Origin of the sequence: Mesorhizobium sp. M0715 (assembly GCF_040320355.1) — a bacterium.
Taxonomy (GTDB): Bacteria; Pseudomonadota; Alphaproteobacteria; order Rhizobiales; family Rhizobiaceae; genus Mesorhizobium.
Genome location: NZ_JAMYPL010000010.1, coordinates 18,323 through 37,427, shown reverse-complemented (window position 1 = coordinate 37,427; position 19,105 = coordinate 18,323). Strand labels below are relative to the sequence as shown.

Below are 19,105 nucleotides of genomic sequence, written 5' to 3'. Positions count from 1 at the left end.
GGTCAGGTTCCTTCTTTTTTCTGCTTTGGATTTTGCATGAAGCTCCCCCACAGAAGCGCGAAGCTGGAAATGATCGCTCCGGCCCACAACAGTTCGGGCGAATAGCGCCGGATGCCGAGGAAATGCCAAGTCTTGCACAACGACATGGCAAGCGAGCAGCGGTCAGACGTCTGCAGCAGACATGGCAGGGTGCGCTCGATTGGAAATCCGGTGTTCGACATGACCTGTGCGTAGACGATCGCCCACCAGACGAGAGCAATGAGCGTCAGGACAATTCCCGCCGCTTCCAGCCAGCGCGGCGAAAACAGTTTTCTGACCGATGCCGACGTATTTTCGGTCATGCCGAGAACCCGAGAATCTCGAGGATGTGCTGGCGTTGGGCTACGATGCGCGGATCGTCACGCCGACGGGGGTAGGGCAGATCGACCGCGACCTCGGCCTTGATGCGTGCCGGGCGCTCGGTCAGCACGATGACGCGCCCGGACAACAGCAGCGCCTCTTCGACATCGTGGGTGACCAGAATGACCGTGTATTCGGCCTGCCGCCAGAGCGCCAAAAGCTCCTCCTGCATGGTCAGCCGGGTGAGTGAGTCCAGCCGGCCCAGCGGCTCATCGAGCAACAGCAGGCGCGGGTCGTTGATCAGGGCACGCGCCAGCGCGGCGCGTTGCGCCATGCCGCCGGACAGCTGGTGCGGAAAGGCGGAGGCGAAAGCCTCGAGCTTGACCAGGCGAAGCGCACCATCGATCCGCTTCTGACTGCCAGGCAGGACGCCGCGCGCTTCCGGCCCGATGGCGACATTGTCGCGAACGGTCCGCCACGGAAACAGCGTCGGGTCCTGAAACACCAGGACGCGCGACGGATCCGGTCTGGCGACGATTGTCCCGTTTGCCAGCACCTCACCGCTGCTTGGCCGTTCCAGCCCTGCCGCCAGCCGCAGCAGGGTCGACTTGCCGCAGCCGGATGGACCGAGCAGCGCCACGAACTCGCCTGGCGCCACGGCCAGGTCGATCTGGCGCAGCACCGGCAAGGGTTGCCCATCCAGATCGTACTGATGCGAGACGCCGTGAAAGTCGACGGAAAGACCGGCAGAGTTATCGACCGCGACGCGAGTGGTGCCGAAGGCTACCATTGTACGACACCCTTCTGCCAACCGAGCAGCCGGTCGCGCGCGACGAACAGCAGCTTGACCAGACCCGAGCAGAGCAATGCCATGACGATCAGCATCGCGTAGACGTTGGCGTAGGCCGAATAGGCCGTCTGGAACTGCAGATACCAGCCCAGACCGTATTTCGCGCCGAGCATTTCGGCGACCACCAGCACGGCAAAGGAATAATACAGCCCCATGAACAGGCCGACGAAGACATGCGGCAGAGCGGCCGGTATCGCCACGCGAAGAACCAGATAGCGGCTGCTGGCGCCAAGCGTACGCGCCACGTCGTAGAAGGAGCGGTTGACCGAGTTGACGCCCGACGCGGTCAGGATCGCGACCGGTATGCCGGATGCAAGCGCGACCAGGAACAGGCTCGCCTGGAACGTCGTCGGGAACAGGAAGAAGGTTGCCGGGATCCAGGCGCTCGCCGGCACGGGGCCGATCAGCTTCAGCACCGGCATGCCCCAATAGGCGAAGTTTTTGGACCAGCCTAGCGCCACGCCGCCGATGAAGCCGACAATGATGCCGCTGAAGAAGCCGATGGTCCACAGCCGCGCGGTGTAAGCGATGCAGATGAGGATGCGTTGCCAGTCGACGATATAGACATGCAGGAGGCCGTGCGGCGGCGTGAAGAATGGTTTCGGCATCCAGCCGAGCTTGGCGGTGATCAACTCCCAGACCGCGAACCAAAGGCCCAGCACAATCAGCCATGGACCGTAGTGCATCAGCCCGCGGCCAAATCCGCCAAGCTTTTCGACGCTGAATGCAAGACCGGCCAGGATCATCGCTCCGGCGACCAGCAGGGCGACGAAGACATCGCGGCTACCCCACGGAACGACATCGGGGAAGGCAATCGTGACATTGGCAGCGAGCAGCCAAGCCGAGGCGGCATAGAGCCCGTGCTTCCACACCGGCCCGGCAGAAGCGGAAGAAACACTCTTTTCGCCTGCGTCCTCGTCGATCGCTGCGCTCATCACCGCAACCGTCAGGCCAGAATGTCGACCGTCACCCGCTGCGCGAGTTCCGCCGGGTCGGTGGTGGGATCGAGCACCTTGATCAGCGACAGATCAGCGGCCGCATGCTTCACCTGATCCTGCAGATCCTTGCCGACCGGATGGTTGTGCAACACCCATGACGCAATCTCGTCGCGGATATCTTCAAAGGGGAAACCCGGGTTGAGATTGTCGACGAACCACTTTGCCACCTCATCTGGATGCGCCGCGGCATATTCGTGGATCTCGATGTCGGCCTCGGCCAACCGCCGGATGGCATCCTTGTTGGCATCCAGGAAAGCCGAATTGACGCCAAGCACACAGCAGACTGCACCTTCGAACGAGCCGGTTTGCGTGTTGGCGACTTCCACAAGGTCGAACTTCTTCTTGTGGGAATAGGCCCACGGATCGAGATGCGCCAGCGCATCGGCCTGACCCTTGCCAACCGTTTCGCCGACCAGATCGAACGGCACGTTGAGCCAGTTCACATCATTTTCGGGATCGAGGCCTGCCTTGGCCAGCGCAACCTGGAAGGAGTGCTTTGGCGGGCTGGCGACGTCATAGGAGACGATGGTCTTGCCCTTCAGACCTTCGAGCGTGGTGACGCCGGAGGCCTCGGACGCCAGCAGCCTTGTACAGCCGCCATGTGAGCCGACGAACAGCTTGACGTCCAGCCCCTGCTCCAGCGGCTTGACCCAGTCATAGAGCAAGCCGGCGCCGGCATCCGTCTTGTTGGTGGCGATCGACTGGATCAGCGTCTGGCCGCTGGCACCTTGATAGTAGAGTTCGATGTCGAGATCATGCCTGGCATAGATGCCCTTCGAAAGGGCGAAGGCGATCGGCGAATGGCAGGCCGCGAACTCGGTCCATGACAACCGCACCTTGGTCGCATTGCCGGCTATGGCGTAGCTGGTCGGCCTGGCGAGCAGGGCCACAGCCGCGGCGCCAACACCGAGTGTGCCGGCGGCGCGCAACACGCCGCGCCGCGAGATTTTCGATGTTGCCCCGATTTTCCTGCTGGAAGTCATTGTACCCTCCTGTGACCGGATCGATGTGGAGCCGACGATTTGTTCGCCAGCAGAAATGCCTCAGGCGGCCTTCAATTCGCGATCGCCGACGGCCTGATCGAGCGCCTGTTCAAGATCGCGAATGATGTCGTCAGGATGCTCGATGCCGACGGAAAGCCTGACATAACCGGGCGTCACGCCGGTCGCGAGCTGCTCTTCCGGCGAAAGCTGCGAGTGGGTCGTGGTCGATGGATGGATAGCCAGCGAGCGCGCATCGCCGATGTTGGCGACGTGATAGAGCAGCTTCAACCCGTTGATGAAGGAACGTCCAGCCTCGCGGCCATCCTTGAGTTCGAACCCGACCAGCGCGCCGTAGCTGCCCTGACGGAAATAGGCGTCGGCCCGGCGCTTGCTCTCGCCGCTTTGGTAGCGTGGGAAGATGACGTTGCTTACCTTTGGATGACCGCGCAGAAACTCCGCCACCTTGATGGCGTTCTCATTGTGTTGACGGAGGCGCAAGGGCAGCGTCTCCAGGCCCTGCAGCAGCTGGAAGGCATTGAACGGGCTGATCGCGGCACCGACGTCGCGCAGAAGCACGGTGCGGATGCGCAGTACATACGCCACCGGTCCAAGCGCTTTGGCCGCCTCGACCCAAACCTTGCCGTGATAGCTTGGATCGGGCTGGTTCAGCGTCGGGAAGCGTTCGGCATGGTCTTCCCATGGGAAGTTGCCGCCATCGATGACGATGCCGCCGATCGAGGTTCCGTGGCCGCCAATGTATTTCGTCGCCGAATAGACCACGACAGCCGCGCCATGGTCGAACGGCCTGATGCTCAGCGGTGCCGCGGTGTTGTCGACGATCAACGGCACGCCGAGCGACCGGCCGATGTCAGCGACTTCCTTGATCGGGAAGACTTGCAGCTTCGGATTGGGCAGCGATTCCGCATAGTAGGCGCGTGTCCGCGCATCGGTGGCACGGCGGAAATTCTCAGGGTCGGACGGATCGACGAACCGTACTTCCACCCCCAGGTGCTTCAGGGTCGCGGCAAAAAGGGCCCAGGTGCCGCCATAGAGATCGGTGGCGGAGACGATGTTGTCGCCGGCGCCGGCAAGATTCAGCACCGAATAGGCTGAAGCCGCCTGGCCGGAGGACACAAGAAGGGCAGCAGCACCCCCTTCCAGCGCCGCGATGCGGGTCTCCAGCGCATCCTGCGTCGGGTTCGAGACGCGCGTGTAGATATGGCCGATCTCATCGAGGGCGAACAGCCGGTCGGCATGGCCGGTGTCCTGGAACTGGTAAGACGTGGTCTGGTAAATAGGTACGGCAACGGCGCCGGTGGCGGGATCGGCGCGCCAGGAGCCGCCGTGAAGGGCAAGGGTCTCGGGAGAAAGATTTTCCAGGGTCATTTATCGTTCCTTCCTGATGGTTGTGGCGGTCAAGCGACCGGGACAGCTTCGGCGCGTGCCTGGACGGCCAGCAGATCGGCGTGATGGCGCCGCGCGACGTCGGGATGCGAACGCAACCGGCTCTTCAGCGCGTTTTGCCCGGAATTGCGGTAGAGCGGATTCTGCGGATCGCGGGTGACCCCGTTCGCCTGCGCCTTCAGGTGCGGCGCCAAATCCAGGAGCGGAATCTCGGCATCGAACGGAGCGCCGAGGAAGAAGGCGACCGACAGCCGGTCGGTGCCGGCTGGCGGCGTTACGACCCGGTGCACGGTGGCCTTCAGGTAGCCATCGGTCGCCATTTCCAGCAGTTCGCCGATGTTGACGACAAAGGTGCCGGCGCGCGGCTCGGCGTCAATCCAATCGCCATCGGCGCTTTCGACCTGCAGCCCCTTCTGCCTTTCCTGCAGCAGGAGCGTCAGGAAGCCGCTGTCCTTGTGCGCACCGACGCCTTGCTCGCTTTCGGTCGCGTCACGGCCGGGATAGCGGATGATCTTGATGAGGTGGTTCGGCGTGCCGGCATAGATGGCTTCGAAAGCACCCTCATCCTGCTCCAGGACAATGGCAAAGGCTTTCAGCAGGCGCGTCGAAAGATCGGTGAGGCGATCCTGCCACTCCAGCAGAAGCGGCTTCAGCTCGGGCAAGGCGGTCGGCCATTGGTTTGGTCCCTGCAGGCGCGTCCAGGCCGGCAACGAGGCATTGCGCGGCAGCGCCGGTGCCTCCGAGCCGATGTCGACCTGCTCGCGCCAGTCCCTCTGGCCTTTCGTCAGTTCCTGTCCAATCCGGTTGTAGCCGCGGAAATGCGGCGAGTTGACCATCTCTATCTGGAGCTTGTCCTTGTCCGGCAAGGCAAAGAAACGTCGTGACGTGCCAAGCACATCGTCAATCAGCGATTGTGCGATGCCATGTCCGGTCAGGTAAAAAAAGCCAACATCGCGTGCAGCGCGCCGCAGTCCCTCGATGAATTCTTTGCGAGATGCCGGATCGGCTTCATAGCGGGAAAAATCCAGCACCGGAATCGTTTGTTTACCAGCAGAACTGCTCATTTCGACCTCTTGTTTGGTGATCGAAGCGTCGCACCGCAGGCGATGGAAACAAAGAAAACGCCATCCCTTTCGGTGGCAGGTGGGGAAATTCCAGTATCGCTCGGGCAAGACGGACAGCGCGTTTTTGTTAATTCTACAAGATTGGTAGATTTGCCCTGCGACCGGTATCACGCCTCTATTCCGCGGCGGCCCGGTCGATCTGGCTGCGGCTCCGCTCCCAGGACAGGCCTGGGACCGCCGCCAGCAGCGCACGCGCATAGTCGGATCCGGGACGTGTCAAAACCTGTTCGGCGGGACCGTCCTCGACGATCTTGCCGCTCTGCATGACGACGATGCGGTCGGCGATCGCCGAGGCGACACGAAGATCGTGCGTGATGAACAGCATCGACAGGCCAAGATCGCGTTTGATTTCCGCCAGAAGGTCGAGAATCTGCGCCTGTATCGAGACATCCAGGGCCGAGACCGGTTCGTCGGCGACGAGCAGGTCGGGCTCAAGCATGAGTGCTCGCGCCAAGCCAATACGCTGCCTTTGGCCGCCTGAAAAGGCATGCGGGAAACGATCGGCCGCACCGGGGTCAAGTCCGACGCGGACAAGGAGGCGGGACATGCTCTCCTCCGCCCTCTCGCGTGAAAGGCCGTTGACTATGGCGGCTTCGGTAAGGATGCGGCGGACGCGATGGCGCGGATTGAGGGAGGCGAACGGATCCTGAAACACCATCTGGATACGCGGACGTAAAGTGCGCTCCCGTGTCGTGCCAGCGAGATCGCCACCGTCGAAGCTCAGGCTGCCTTCATCCCAGTCGGCCAGTCCGACGACGCATTGGCCGAGCGTCGTCTTGCCCGAACCGGATTCACCGACGAGGGCGACCGTCTCGCCGCGCCCAATCGTCAAATTGGCACCGTCCAGCGCCCTGGTGGCGGAGGCCTGCCGCCAAGGGGCGCGGCGATCACGATAGGTCTTGCTCAGCCTTTGGACAACGAGAAACGGATCCCCTGCGTCCCGTCTTTGAATTGCACTGGTATGAAGAACCGGAACGGCTTCGATCAGGCGGCGTGTGTAGGGCTGCGATGGCGCTTCGAGGACGTCGTCTGCTCTGCCGCTCTCAATCACCCGGCCCTCCTTCATCACCATGACGCGATCGGCGATATCGGCGACCACGCCGATATCATGGGTGATGAACAGAACGGCGAGGCCGAGCCTTTCGCGGATTTCAAGGATCAGCCGCAGGATTTCCGCTTGCGTCGTGACGTCGAGCGCGGTGGTGGGTTCATCGGCGATCAGCAGGTCCGGATCGTTGGCGATCGCCATGGCGATCATCACCCGTTGCCGCTGTCCGCCCGAGAGCTGGTGCGGGTAGCGGTGAATGATCGTCTCGGGATCCGGAAGCCTGGTTGCCCGCGCCAGTTCCAGCACGCGAGCGGTGCGCGCCTTGCGGTCGCCGCCATCATGCGCGGCGAGCGCTTCCTCGATCTGGCGGCCGATGGTCAGCACCGGATTGAGCGCGCTCATCGGTTCCTGGAAGATGAAGCCAATGCGCTTGCCGCGCAGCAGGCGGAACGAAGCCTCGCTGATCCCGGCAATGTCGCGGCCATCGAAACGGATCGCACCGGCGGCGATCCGGAGCTGCTTGGCAGGCAACAGGCCGGCAATGGCCGCGGCCAATACCGATTTGCCGGACCCGGATTCGCCGACCAGGCAGAGCACTTCGCCACGATCGATACGCAACGACACGTCTTCGACGGCCAATGCTCGATCGGCGTGCTCCGGCAAGGCGATGGAGAGACCCGCGATCTCGACCAGAGCCGTCATGCGCGCCCACCGCGATTGCTGTTGCGAGGGTTGAGCCAATGGTTCAGGCCGTCGCCGACGAGGTTCAGGGAAAGAACGGTGAGGAAGATCGCCAGGCCCGGAATGGTCGACAGCCACCAGTTGACGCGAAAGGCGGTCCTGCCGGTGCCGAGCAGATAGCCCCAGGAGACGAACTCGCGATTGCCCAGACCAAGGAAGCTGATGCCCGATTCGATCAGGATGACGGTCGCCGTCATCAACGAAGCGGCAACGATCACGGGCGACAGCACGTTGGGAAGGATGTGCCCCCAGATGATCCGGGCAGTCGACAGCCCGCCAACCCGTGCCGCCCGCACGAAGTCCTGGTTGACGAGGCTCAGCACCTCGGCCCGGACCAGCCGGGCGATCTGCGGCCAGCTGACGATTGCGATGGCCAGGATGATCGAAGCCAGCGAAGGCGCGACGATCGCAACGATGACGACCGTCAGCAGGAAGCTCGGGATGGTCTGGAAGAACTCGGTGAACCGCATGGCGACGTCGTCGACCCAGCCGCCGAAATAGCCGGCGACAGCACCTATCGCCGTGCCGAAGGCGACGGCGAGCAGCGTCACCGCCAGAGCGATCAGCAGCGTGACCTGCGCCCCGTGGGCGATGCCGGCCGCAAGATCACGGCCGAGCATGTCGGTGCCGAACAGATGACCCGGGCTGAAGGGCGGCAGGTTCGGGCGCGCAACCATGCGCCAGGGATCGCCCGGAAAGAGGATACCGGCGAAGATCGCCATCAGGAGGATCGCGATCAGGATCAGCGCGCCGGCGACGGCGCCCGGATGCCTGAGGAACGGGGTTCGCGGCAAGGCCATCGCCTCAAGCTCCCATTTCGATGCGCGGATCGGCGGCAACGTAGAGAAAATCCGCGGCCAGGTTGATGACGACGACGATTGTCGAGGTGATGAAGAAGATCGCCAGCAAGAGGTTGTAGTCCCGCTGCATGAGGGCATCGAAGGCGAGACGCCCGACGCCCGGCCAGGCGAACACCGTCTCGATCAGGATCGACCCGCCAATCAGTTGTCCGGCCTGCAAGGAGGCGAAGGTGATGATCGGCAGCAGCGCGTTCCTCAGCACATGCTGGCGCCAGATCAATCCCGGTTTCAGGCCCTTGGCCCTGGCGGTACGGACAAAATCGCGATCGAGCACGTCGAGCACCGAGGCGCGCGTCACGCGCATGTAGATGGCCATGTAGAACAGGCCGAGCGTCAGAGCCGGAAGAATGAGATGAACGGCGACATCCCCGACAAGCGAGAGATCCGACCCGCCCTCGCCCACCGTCTGCATGCCGTAGGACGGCAGCCAGTTCAGCCAGACCGAAAACAGCAGGATCGCCATCAGGCCGGTCCAGAACAGCGGCATGGCAAAGAACATCACCGAAATGCCGGTCAGCACGGTGTCGAGCAGACTGCCGGCGTGCCGAGCGGCGATAGACCCGAGCGCAATGCCGGTCCCCAACGCAAAGCAAAAGGCGGTCAATGTCAGAAGCAGTGTGGCCGGCAGCCTTTCCGCGATGATATCGACAACAGGACGCTGGTCGCGGTAGGATTGGCCGAAGTCGAGACGCGCCAGCGACTTGGTGTAGATCCACAATTGCTCGGGCACGGAGCGATCAAGCCCGAGATCGTGGCGCAGTTCCGCGACAAAGGCCGGGTCGGCCGCACCCTGGTCTCCGGCCAGGACGGATGCCGCATCTCCCGGTGCGAGGCGCAGCAGCACGAAGTTGAGCACGATAACCCCAAACAGGATGAGAACCGCGCGGGCGGCCCGTCCTGTCAGGAAGCCAAGACGATCCATCCTACCCAGCCCCGCCAGCTATTTCGCCAGCCAGACATCGGCGAAGTTTTCATCTGTGCCGAGACCGGTCGCGATCAGATTGTGAACCTTGGTTCGGTAGAGCGTCGGAAAGACGATGTCGTGCGTCCAGATGAGCGGCACGTCGGCGGAGATGATCTTCTGGGCTTGCGAATAGAGCGCCTTGCGCTTGTCGAAGTCGTTCTCATGGGCGGCGTCGGCCAGCAGTCTGTCGACCTCGGGGTTGGAATAGCCATGCACATTGCCGCCGGTCGTGCCCGCATTGTCGCCTTCGAGCGTGGTGTAGGCATAGCTGATGCCGATTGCCGGGTCAGGGGTGGTGTAGACAAAGTTTTCGGCAAGATCATAGTCGAAGGTGGTCAGCCGCTTGAACCAGCCCGGCACGTCGGTCGCCACGATGTTGACCTTGATGCCGACAGACGCCAGCGCCTCCCGGACATATTCCGCCTCGCGCTGCCACAGCTCGCCATAGGGCAGCGGAACGAACTGCAGTTCGAAGCGCACGCCGTTGGCGTCGGGCTTCAGGCCGGCCTCGTCGAGGATGGCGTTTGCCTTGGCCAGGTCGAATTCATATTTCGTTTCGACCGATGTGTCCTTGAACCGCGACAGGCGCGACAGCGGGCCGTTGGTCTCGTGGCCGAATCCACCAAAGATCGTGTCGATGATGAACTGGCGGTCGATCGCATGCGCGATCGCCCGGCGCACCCGCGCATCGTCGAGCGGCTTGTGGCGGTTGTTGAGGTGGATGTAGCCGACCGGTTGAAGAAATTCCCAGCCTGCCTCGGTCAGTTGCACGCCATCGAGCCCGGCCAACCGCGTAATGTCGAAGTTCTCGACGTCGCCTGCGCGCAGCACATCCACCTGACCGGTTTCGAAAGCGATGGCGCGGCTGTTGGCGTCAGGGATGACGTGGAAGAAGATGTCGTTCAGATGGGGCTTGCCGGCATCCCAATAGTCAGGGTTGCGGACAAGGTGGATGAAGGACCCCTTCTTCCACTCGGCGAATTTGAACGGCCCGGTGCCGATGAACTTGCTGTTTGCCTCGGCGGTGCGAAAGTCGCTCACCCCTTCATAGAGATGGGCCGGCAGCACGGCGGTGTTGTGGACGTAGATGAAGGCCGGGTACGGTGCCTTGAGCGTGAACACCACAGTGTGGTCGTCCGGCGTGGCGATGTCCTTCACCTCCGCCAGGTTGAGTCGCGACCGGGCCTGAAGTGCCGGCAGAAACTTCTGGAAGCTGAACACCACGTCCTTGGCCGTGAACGGCTGGCCGTCATGCCATTTTACATCGCGGCGCAGGTTGAAGGTGTAGACGAGGCCATCATCCGAAATCGACCAGCTTTGCGCCAGGCGCGGCAGCGGCTTCAGATCGGCCGAATAGGTCAACAGGCTCTCGTAGATCTTGTTGCCGACATAGGTCGTCGGCCCGAGACGGTTGACGCCGATATTGACCGTCGGCGGCTCGGGCTGGACGATCAGGTTGAGCGTCCCGCCCGCCTCCTCTGCCGCAAGTCCGGTCAGCGTCAGAAGCGTGGCTGCCAGAGACAGCATGATGGTTCGCAACAGGCGGGAGATCATCGTGAATTCACCTTGTCGAATGATTTATCGCGGAGCCTGAGATGTCGCTCCGCGGGAGTGTGGCTCCGCCGGATGGCGCAGCTGACCTGCCTCTTGCGAGTTGCGGCGTACTTTGTGCACTAAGATTATAGACAAAGGGGATTATGATAAGGGAACATGCTTCATCGATGTCAGCCAGAGCGAATATTTTTCCCAATATCCGTGCTGAAATGAGAGCGAATTGCCTGATGGCGGGCGGTCACGACAGGCTCGCCGGGTCGCGCCATCTGGTTGTGATGTCGACGGCGAAGGTGCAGAACACGAACGATGCCGCGGCGAAGATCGTCGTCCCGATGACGACCGGAAAATCGCCTTCAAGCGCCGAGTTGATCGCCAGCCGGCCGACGCCGTCCAATCCGAAGATCGTCTCCGTGACGATCGCCCCACCCATGATGACGGCAAGCTCCAGGCCACCCAGCGTGATCACCGGATTGAGCGCGGCCTTCAACGCATGATCGTAATAGACCCGCCATTCCGGAACACCCTTGGCGCGCGCCGTCCTTATGTAGTCCTCGCCCAGAACCTCAAGCATGCTTGCGCGGATCAGCTGCTGGAAAATGCCGATCTCGGCAAGTGCCAGCGTCAGCCACGGCAGGGCCAGATGCCGGGCCCATTCGAACGGATCTTTCGTCAGCGGCACATAACCGCTGCTTGGAAACCAGAAGACCCCATGGTTGGAGAGCTGGAAGAACAGGAAATAGGAGATCAGGATGCCGGAGAGGAACGTCGGCACCGACAGGCTCGCATAGGCGAAGCCCGATATCAGCCTGTCCAGCCAGGAGCCCTGCCGGCGCGCGGCAATCACGCCAAGCAGGATCGACAGCGTCATCCAAATGACGACGGCACCAAGGGCGAGCGAAAGCGTCACCGGCACCTTGGACAGGATGAGGTCTGTCACCGGTGTCTGCTTGCGGAAGGAGTAGCCCAGCGCCGGCGGCCAGTGAGCGATCCCCATCGGCGCGCCCTGGATGTCGGGGCCGCGGTAGAGATAGTACCACAACTGCAGATACCATGGCTCGTTGAGCCGCAGCGCGTGTGCTATGGCATCGATCGCCTGCTGGCTGGCGTTGCGCGGCGCCAGCATCGCGGCCGGATTGCGATAGGCTATGCGGGTGATGAAGAACGCGATCACCAGCACGATCAGCAGCGTCGAGAGCGCCCGGAAGATCAGCCCGCCTGTGTGCCGGATCATGGCGTCACCCGCTGCGGCGATGGGGGTCGAGGACGTTGCGCAGGCCAGCGCTCAGCGTGTTGAAGCCGGCCACAGTCAGAAACAGCGCGATGCCGGGTCCGAGCAGGAACCATGGCTGCAACTGGTAGAGGGATGAGCGCTGCGCCTCGGCGATCATATTGCCCCAGCTCGGCTGCGGCGCCTGCACGCCGACGCCGAGGAAGGAGAGCGTCGCTTCGGCGATGATGTTGGTCGGCAGTTGTACCGCCCAGTAGACCAGGATGACCGGCGCGATGTTGGGCAGGATCTCGCGCATGATGATCCTGGCCTTCGAGGCGCCGATCGTCTGCGCGGCTTCCACCAGCGGGCTGCGGCGCAGGACAAACACCAGGCCACGCGTCAGCCGGGCAAAGTAGGTCCAGGAAAACAGGGTTATGATCAGCACCACCACCAGGGAGGGCGCAACAAACGGCTTGCCATCGACGCCCCGGTTCAGCGACAGGAGGCTGAGCGCGGTGACGATGAACGGGAACGACAAAGCGACGTCCACCGCCTGCGAAATGACGCGGTCGACGCGACCGGCAAGAAATCCGCTGACGAGGCCGATGGCGGTGCCGATGATCATGGCAAGCGTGGTCGCCGGGATGGCGATGGCCAGCGATACGCGCGCGCCGTAGAGCGTTCTGACCAGCACGTCGCGGCCGTTGCCGTCGGCGCCAAGTGGAAATTCGAACGTGGGGCCAGTCGGCAGTCCCATCTCGGTCAACGCCGTATCGCGGAACTGCTCCGTCACCCCGTGCCCCAGCAGCCACGCGACCACTGGCGCCAGCAGCGCACCGGCGGTGACGAAGCCTATGATCAGCGCGCCGATGCGAAAGGACCGTTCGCGCAGCAGCGCTCGCACAAGCAGCGACCTGTAGGAATTCACCACCTCGCCATGCCCCAGCAGGACGTGGTCCTGGACGGACGCCAGGGCACGGATCTCAGGCATGCGCGGCGATCCGCTCGGGAACCGGGTTGCGCCGCAGGACCTTGCCGGGGATCGCGTCTATCAGCCTGACCGTGTAGGGATGCCGGGGAGCGCCGAAGACACGGCCTGTCTCGCCGGCTTCCACGATGACGCCCTTCTCCAGCACGATGACGCGGTCGCACAGTTCCGACACGACGCCGAGATCATGCGAGATGAAGAGCAACGACAGGCCTCGCTGCCGGCGAATGGTCTGCAGCAGCCTGATGATCTTCGCCTGCGTCGTGATGTCGAGTGCCGATACCGGCTCGTCGGCGACGATCAGCGAGGGTTCGAGCGCGATGGCGCGCGCAATGGCGACACGCTGCCGCTGGCCACCTGAAAGCTGGGCCGGGAAACGATCCAGCACGTCGTCGGGAAGTTCCACGTCGCGCACCAGATCCTGCACGCGCCGGCGTATCGCCGCGGCGTCCAGTCTGGTGCCGATGATGAAGGGTTCCGCCAGAATGGACCGGATGCGCCGCCGCGGGTTGAGGCTTGCATAGGGGTCTTGAAAGATAACCTGTATGTCCGACCGCAATTGCCGGTCGATGGCGATGCCGCCGACACCCGAACGCGAATAGATACGCTCCCGCAGGGAGATGCTGCCCTCGTCCGGCCGGTCGAGCCCGGCGATCAGCCGGCCGATTGTCGACTTGCCGGAACCGGATTCGCCGACGAGGCCGACGATCTCGTTTTCGCGGACGGTGAACGAGATATTCGTGAGCACCGGCCTGATCAGACCGCCTGCGGCGGAGCGGCCTGCGAACGAACGCGCGATTGCCGAGACGGAGAGCAAATCGGGCATCGACGGCAGCGCCGGGAGTAGCGATGATCGCGCCGCGCGGGCCACCAGGCCGCCAAGCCGCGCCGCACCGAGCAGCTCCCTGGTGTAGGCTTGGCGCGGTGCCCTGTAGATCAGCTCGGCCGGCGCCTGCTCCACGACGTGCCCCGCGCGCATCACCAGGACATCGTCGGCAATGTCCGAAACGACGGCCAGATCGTGGCTGACGAAGATCATTGCCGTGCCGTGGTCCTGCTGGATTCGTTTCAGCAGATCGAGGATCGACGCCTGCACGGTCACGTCGAGCGCGGTCGTCGGTTCGTCGGCGATGATCAGACCGGGATTGAGCGCGATCGCCGCTGCGATCATCACGCGCTGGCGCATGCCGCCGGAGAACTGCCTGGGATAGTCGTTCACGCGGGCCGCAGGATCGGGGATGCCGACATCGGCCAGAAGATCGAGAACGCGCTGACGCAGCTCCCCGCGTCCCACCTTGCGGTGGGCGGTGATCGCTTCGGCGATCTGCTGGCCGATGGTCTTTAGCGGATGAAGGTTGCTGAGCGGGTCCTGGAAGATGAAGCCGATATCGGCGCCTCTCCGCCGGCGCAGGTCGCCGGCGGAGAGGCCCAGTATCTCATCGCCCTTGTGCAGCACGCTGCCGCGAACACTCGCCGCCGGTGGCAGAAGGCCGGTGGCGCCGAGCAGCGACACGCTCTTGCCCGAGCCCGATTCACCGACGATGGCGAGTGTCTTGCCTGGCTCGACTCCAAACGAGACGCCATGCACCACTTCCACCGCGCCGAATGCGACGCGCAGATCGGCGACAGAGAAGATGGGCACGCGCGCCTCCTTTTGCCAATCCGGCCTTGCTACTGCTTGAGGGCTATGTTGGTGATGTCGGCATTCACGGCCAGCGACGACCACACCCAGTTGGCGAGGCGATCGGAAGTGACCACGACCTTGCGCTTCTCGAACAACGGGATCCATGGCAGATCGGCGGAGACGAGTTTGTCGGCCTTCGTCCAGATCGGTCCCGGATCGTCGGAGGGATAGGCCTGCGCCGCGAGCTTGTTGAGTTCCGGATTGCTGTAGCAGATGGCGTGGACGTTGCCGGTGCCGCAAGGTGCCGCGTCCGAATTCAGCCAGCCGCCGAGGAGCATGCGCGTGCTCGGTCCCTGCCAGTCCGGGGAGAATGTGCCGCCGAGGGACACGTCCCAGCGGCTCTTCGGATCCTGGATGAAGGCGTACCACTGCGTCGGCGGGATCGGGATCAGGTTGAGCGTGATACCCGCTGCTTCCAGATCCTCCTTCAGCGTCACGGCAATCGCTTCGAACTGCGCGTTGCCCCTGTAGATCGCGTCGAACGCAATGCCATTCGGATATCCCGCTTCGGCGAGCAGTTCCTTTGCCTTGGCCGGATCACCCCTGTAGCTTTCGGTCGGATACGGGTCGAACTTCTCGTAGCCGAGAATGGTCGAGGTGATGATCTGGGTGAGCGGCACCGCGCCGATCGAGCCAGCCTGGGTCTGCGCCAGATGTTCGCGGTTCACCGCATAGGTCAGCGCCTGCCGGACCTTCAGCTTGCGCAGCGCCTCGGCCCCGTCGCTCTTGACCTCCGGCCGCTGGTTGAAGGTGATGAAGTTCGCCGATCCACTGTTCGTCACATGGATGTCGGGGCTCTTCTGCGACAGGAAGCGCTGGATCGTCGGAATGGGCGGGATGTCGAGATAGAGCGACAGATCAGCCTCACCGGCGATGATCTTCTGGACGACGCTGTCCTCGCTGTTGGCGGTGAAATCGATATCGATCTCATCGGCATAGGCCCTGCGCGCCTGGTCGGACTCCGCCTTGAAATTCTTTGCCTTCTTCAGAACCAGCTTCTGACCCTGCTCATAGGTGTCGACATAGTAAGGGCCGCTGGACGGCAGGTTCTTGCGCGACTCCAGCGAGTCCGGGAAATATTTGGACGCGATCTCGGGCGCCACCGGGGACACGAAATTCATCGAAAGGATGTTGAGGAAGTCGTAGTTCTTGGTGTCCGACTTGATGACCAGCGTGTGCTCGTCGGGAGCCGAGACGCCGGCAATCTCGTGCGTGTCGGTGAAAGCCTTGGTCGCAGCGAGATCGCCTGTCGGCACTTTCGCGAATTCCTTGCAATAGTCGACGAAGCCGGAGATCACGAGGTTGAAATAGTTGATGGCGGCGACCTGCTTGTTGGGATCGCAGAAGCGCTTGACGCCATAGACGAAATCACTGGCGACGATCTTGCGCTCGATGCTGCCGGAGAAGAACACGTCGTCCTTCAAATGGAAGGTGTAGACCTTGCCGTCGTCGCTGATGTCCCAGGACTTGGCGAGATCCGGCACGAGCGTGGTGTCCTCCTTGAGGCCGGCTGGCGAGCCGGGATAGGTCACCAACTGGCGCGTTGTTGCGCGCAGGATTTCCCAGGAATCGATGCTGTAGCCGGTGAGCGGATCGAACGCATCGAGATCGGACTGGATCGAAGCAATCCGCAGGACCCCGCCATGTTTCAGATCTTCCGCTTGCGCGGATGAACCAAGAACAGAAATCGACAGAATGCCACCTGCAATTCCCAATAATAACTTACGCGCAACATGTTTTGTCATTACTTCTCTCCGATTATAAATAATTCTTCAAAATACCATTGCATTTAGCAAGAATAATTTTGAGATAAAATTACCCATTTTTCAAACACACTTTCAAAATACATTTTATATTAGCTCCGCCTGTCAAAACATTGTTCCGGAATGAGGCAAGGCCGGCGCCGTGAACAGCGTGTCGAGCGTTTCGACCGCAGCCCGGTCGAAGTCGCCGAGGCGCCCCGTCTGCGCGAGCTGCCACCACTTCACGCCGCCGAGATAGGCCGCCGAAACCGCGGCCACGTCCGTCACCACGGCGGCGGACAGATTGGTGCGCTCGGCTCCTTCTGGCGAGAGGCGCAGCCTGGTCGCGTTCTCGGGCAGGATGGCATCGGAGACTTCCAGCACGACGCTGCCCTGCCCGGCATAGGACCGGGCTGTTAGAGCCTTTTCAGCGTCCAGGAGCCGCAGCCATGTTTCGTCGCGCGCCGCCGAAACGCGAACGCTTCGAAAATCCTCGAACAGCCACGGCAGCAGATCGTCCGCGGGACGGCTCCAGAAGACGATGCGATGCGGCAGGTCGACCGCCAGCAGATGTGCGACCAGCGCGACATAGGCGGCCGGACTGTAGGCCACGATATCATCGACCACGATGGTGCGTTCCGAGCTGGTGAACCAGCTGTCGAGGCCGACAGGGTGATAGCGCACGAACCCGGTTTCCGAACCCTTGTCGCCGTGAACGGCGACGTAGTTAGGCGTGCCGCTGTGCGTCTGGCGCAACGCCTGAAAATCCCACCAATAGGCCGAGCGTGTGATGACGCCCGCGCGCGAAACAGGCTGACCCGCGTAGATGCGCGCCTGTATCGCCCAGGCATCGTCGCTGTCGATCAGCCGAATCTTGTCGGAGTACGTCAGCCCTGCCCGCAGGCGCGCGCGCTGGGTGTCGACTTCCAGGCTGACAGAAGTATTGGCGATCGCATAGCCAAAGTTGCCGTAGATGCGCGCGTCGGAGGCCCGCAAGGTGGCCGCCGCCTCGCCCTGTTCGCGCGCGGCGCGCAGCTGCGCCTTGAACAGCGCCGTGGCGGCGCCACGCCGCGTATGGGTGGGCAGCACGCCGACATGGGTGACCGCGGCCTGCGGCAACCAGGCGCCGCCGGGAACCGCGATCCGTCCCGAATAGGAGTCGGTTGTGCCAACGAGTGTCTCGCCGTCGAAGGCGCCCCAGGTGCGATCCGGCTCGAACAGTCTGTCGATCAGCGCGTCGTCGATCGGGCCGAGCGGCGGCAGGCCGACCATGGCCGTGCGGAAGGTGCGTGCGGCCTGCGCGAGTTCGGCCTTCCCGGCCAGCAGGCGCACATCCGATATCATGATGCCTTCCGCGTGGGCACGGCTTCAGGCTTGTGCGCTTCCGGCTGCGGCGGCTGCGCATAGGTTCGCGGTCTCGGCAGCGTTTCGGCCAGCAGATATGTGCCGACCTCGCGCGCCCGGTAGGAGACCGGATCGTGGACGGTATGGGTGCGCGCGTTGCGCCAATAGATGTCGAGGCCATATTTGTTGGCCGTCGAGCGCGCGCCCGTCGCTTCGAAGATGCGCGCCGTCACGTCGAGCACGACGTCGTTGGCGACGATCTTGCCCTGGTCGATGATCGTTGCGAGTTCGCCCCATTGCTGCGCCGTCACCGACGCTCCGGCATGCAGTGCCGCCTCGTAAAGCGCCGCGGCCTTGTCGGCGATTGCTATGCCCGCCGCAATGCCGGCGGATAGCCGGCCGAACAGCACCAGATGGTAGGGATCGTCGATCGCCCGTTCCAGCCCGGACTCCGGCCAGGGCCGGCCGAAGCGGCGGACATGATCGGCGGCGGCGGCAAGAGCGCCCTCGGCGATGCCGAGATAGAAATTGATGAAGATGAGCTGGCTGAACAGGACGCGCAGGCCGTCGCGCAATTCGACATCGCCCTCATAATCGTCGAGGGCGCTGAGCAACTCATCCTCGAAGACTTCGACACGGTCGAAAGTGACACTGCCGCTCGCCGTCAGTCTCTGGCCGAGATTGTCCCAGTCGCCGCCGAAGCTGATGCCCTTGCGCGTCGGCGGGATCTGATAGTGAGCGCGTTTGCCGTTGTCCCAGAGGCTGACGGTGATGACTTGGGCCACCGAGGCGCCGGTTGCGAAGGTGCGTCTGCCGTTCAGGAAGCGGCGGTCGCCGACATGCTCGATCTCGTTCCACTGGTCGCGCGGGTTGCTGACGCCGCCCTGGAACCAGCCTTGTGCGCCGACGCCACGCGCCGTCTTTTCCCACTGCTGACGCGTGCCGAGAATGTAAGTCCAGACACCGTTGGAATAATGATACGCGATCAGTTGTCCGATCGAGCCGTCGGCGGCCGCGATGATGCGGCTGATCTTGAGCGCCTGGACGAGGTTTGCGCCGGCGCCGCCGAATTCGCGTGGCGCAGCCAAGCCGAGCAGGCCGCTTTCGCGCAGCAGCGCCAGTTCTTCCACCGGGTCCTTGTTTGCCCGGTCGCGTTCGAGCGCCGTTGCCGCGAGTTGCCGCGCCACGTCGCGGGCCTTCTCGGCCCAGGTCTCGAATTCGGCGTCGCTGAGGCCCGGATAGATCTGAATGTCCGACATTGTCTTCTCGTCA

16 protein-coding genes are annotated in these 19,105 nt (G+C 63.1%); all 16 read right to left on the bottom strand.

Annotated features, from left to right (window positions below):
- Positions 1-2: 2 nt before the first annotated feature.
- Entirely contained in the window at positions 3-341 is a 339-nt protein-coding gene (locus NKI21_RS14600) for a hypothetical protein (RefSeq protein ID WP_023809074.1), read from the bottom strand.
- Positions 338-1,129, bottom strand: coding sequence for an ABC transporter ATP-binding protein (locus NKI21_RS14595; RefSeq protein WP_023809075.1), 792 nt, complete (start codon positions 1,127-1,129; stop codon positions 338-340). The genes NKI21_RS14600 and NKI21_RS14595 overlap by 4 nt, the downstream gene beginning before the upstream one ends.
- Entirely contained in the window at positions 1,123-2,124 is a 1,002-nt protein-coding gene (locus NKI21_RS14590; RefSeq protein ID WP_352866072.1) for an ABC transporter permease, read from the bottom strand. Before NKI21_RS14590 ends, NKI21_RS14595 begins: the two co-directional genes overlap by 7 nt.
- Positions 2,125-2,135: 11 nt before the next feature.
- On the bottom strand, positions 2,136-3,170 hold the full coding sequence (locus NKI21_RS14585; RefSeq protein WP_023809077.1) for an ABC transporter substrate-binding protein: 1,035 nt from the start codon (positions 3,168-3,170) through the stop codon (positions 2,136-2,138).
- A gap of 60 nt (positions 3,171-3,230) precedes the next feature.
- Positions 3,231-4,556: an O-acetylhomoserine aminocarboxypropyltransferase/cysteine synthase family protein gene (locus NKI21_RS14580; RefSeq protein WP_023809078.1), complete on the bottom strand. Its 1,326-nt coding sequence runs from the start codon at positions 4,554-4,556 to the stop codon at positions 3,231-3,233.
- A 29-nt stretch (positions 4,557-4,585) separates the two neighbouring features.
- Positions 4,586-5,638, bottom strand: coding sequence for an isopenicillin N synthase family dioxygenase (locus NKI21_RS14575; protein WP_023809079.1), 1,053 nt, complete (start codon positions 5,636-5,638; stop codon positions 4,586-4,588).
- A gap of 175 nt (positions 5,639-5,813) precedes the next feature.
- The gene (locus NKI21_RS14570) at positions 5,814-7,448 is read right to left on the bottom strand and encodes a dipeptide ABC transporter ATP-binding protein (RefSeq protein ID WP_352440728.1); all 1,635 of its coding nucleotides are present in this window, start codon (positions 7,446-7,448) and stop codon (positions 5,814-5,816) included.
- Positions 7,445-8,287, bottom strand: a complete 843-nt coding sequence (locus NKI21_RS14565; RefSeq protein ID WP_023809081.1) for an ABC transporter permease — start codon at positions 8,285-8,287, stop codon at positions 7,445-7,447. Before NKI21_RS14565 ends, NKI21_RS14570 begins: the two co-directional genes overlap by 4 nt.
- Before the next feature lie 4 nt (positions 8,288-8,291).
- Entirely contained in the window at positions 8,292-9,269 is a 978-nt protein-coding gene (locus NKI21_RS14560; protein WP_023809082.1) for an ABC transporter permease, read from the bottom strand.
- An 18-nt stretch (positions 9,270-9,287) separates the two neighbouring features.
- The gene (locus NKI21_RS14555) at positions 9,288-10,865 is read right to left on the bottom strand and encodes an ABC transporter substrate-binding protein (protein WP_352440729.1); all 1,578 of its coding nucleotides are present in this window, start codon (positions 10,863-10,865) and stop codon (positions 9,288-9,290) included.
- A gap of 238 nt (positions 10,866-11,103) precedes the next feature.
- On the bottom strand, positions 11,104-12,096 hold the full coding sequence (locus NKI21_RS14550; RefSeq protein WP_023809084.1) for an ABC transporter permease: 993 nt from the start codon (positions 12,094-12,096) through the stop codon (positions 11,104-11,106).
- Between the two features lie 4 nt (positions 12,097-12,100).
- Positions 12,101-13,066 (bottom strand): ABC transporter permease, encoded by a 966-nt coding sequence (locus NKI21_RS14545; protein WP_352440730.1) that lies wholly within the window; start codon positions 13,064-13,066, stop codon positions 12,101-12,103.
- Entirely contained in the window at positions 13,059-14,705 is a 1,647-nt protein-coding gene (locus NKI21_RS14540) for a dipeptide ABC transporter ATP-binding protein (protein WP_352440731.1), read from the bottom strand. The genes NKI21_RS14545 and NKI21_RS14540 overlap by 8 nt, the downstream gene beginning before the upstream one ends.
- Before the next feature lie 29 nt (positions 14,706-14,734).
- A complete protein-coding gene (locus tag NKI21_RS14535; RefSeq protein WP_352440732.1) occupies positions 14,735-16,492 on the bottom strand; it encodes an ABC transporter substrate-binding protein in 1,758 nt (585 codons plus the stop codon).
- A gap of 123 nt (positions 16,493-16,615) precedes the next feature.
- Positions 16,616-17,833: a GNAT family N-acetyltransferase gene (locus NKI21_RS14530; RefSeq protein WP_352440733.1), complete on the bottom strand. Its 1,218-nt coding sequence runs from the start codon at positions 17,831-17,833 to the stop codon at positions 16,616-16,618.
- Positions 17,830-19,092, bottom strand: a complete 1,263-nt coding sequence (locus tag NKI21_RS14525) for an acyl-CoA dehydrogenase family protein (protein ID WP_206637988.1) — start codon at positions 19,090-19,092, stop codon at positions 17,830-17,832. The genes NKI21_RS14530 and NKI21_RS14525 overlap by 4 nt, the downstream gene beginning before the upstream one ends.
- Positions 19,093-19,105 lie beyond the last annotated feature (13 nt).

Bases quoted from the DNA above. Each gene is read 5' to 3' on its own strand.
- NKI21_RS14565 (WP_023809081.1), bottom strand. From the start codon at position 8,287: ATGGCCTTGCCGCGAACCCCGTTCCTCAGGCATCCGGGCGCCGTCGCC.
- NKI21_RS14600 (WP_023809074.1), bottom strand. From the start codon at position 341: ATGACCGAAAATACGTCGGCATCGGTCAGAAAACTGTTTTCGCCGCGC.
- NKI21_RS14580 (WP_023809078.1), bottom strand. From the start codon at position 4,556: ATGACCCTGGAAAATCTTTCTCCCGAGACCCTTGCCCTTCACGGCGGC.
- NKI21_RS14560 (WP_023809082.1), bottom strand. From the start codon at position 9,269: ATGGATCGTCTTGGCTTCCTGACAGGACGGGCCGCCCGCGCGGTTCTC.
- NKI21_RS14530 (WP_352440733.1), bottom strand. From the start codon at position 17,833: ATGATATCGGATGTGCGCCTGCTGGCCGGGAAGGCCGAACTCGCGCAG.
- NKI21_RS14570 (WP_352440728.1), bottom strand. From the start codon at position 7,448: ATGACGGCTCTGGTCGAGATCGCGGGTCTCTCCATCGCCTTGCCGGAG.
- NKI21_RS14575 (WP_023809079.1), bottom strand. From the start codon at position 5,638: ATGAGCAGTTCTGCTGGTAAACAAACGATTCCGGTGCTGGATTTTTCC.
- NKI21_RS14545 (WP_352440730.1), bottom strand. From the start codon at position 13,066: ATGCCTGAGATCCGTGCCCTGGCGTCCGTCCAGGACCACGTCCTGCTG.
- NKI21_RS14590 (WP_352866072.1), bottom strand. From the start codon at position 2,124: ATGAGCGCAGCGATCGACGAGGACGCAGGCGAAAAGAGTGTTTCTTCC.
- NKI21_RS14535 (WP_352440732.1), bottom strand. From the start codon at position 16,492: ATGACAAAACATGTTGCGCGTAAGTTATTATTGGGAATTGCAGGTGGC.
- NKI21_RS14585 (WP_023809077.1), bottom strand. From the start codon at position 3,170: ATGACTTCCAGCAGGAAAATCGGGGCAACATCGAAAATCTCGCGGCGC.
- NKI21_RS14525 (WP_206637988.1), bottom strand. From the start codon at position 19,092: ATGTCGGACATTCAGATCTATCCGGGCCTCAGCGACGCCGAATTCGAG.
- NKI21_RS14595 (WP_023809075.1), bottom strand. From the start codon at position 1,129: ATGGTAGCCTTCGGCACCACTCGCGTCGCGGTCGATAACTCTGCCGGT.
- NKI21_RS14550 (WP_023809084.1), bottom strand. From the start codon at position 12,096: ATGATCCGGCACACAGGCGGGCTGATCTTCCGGGCGCTCTCGACGCTG.
- NKI21_RS14555 (WP_352440729.1), bottom strand. From the start codon at position 10,865: ATGATCTCCCGCCTGTTGCGAACCATCATGCTGTCTCTGGCAGCCACG.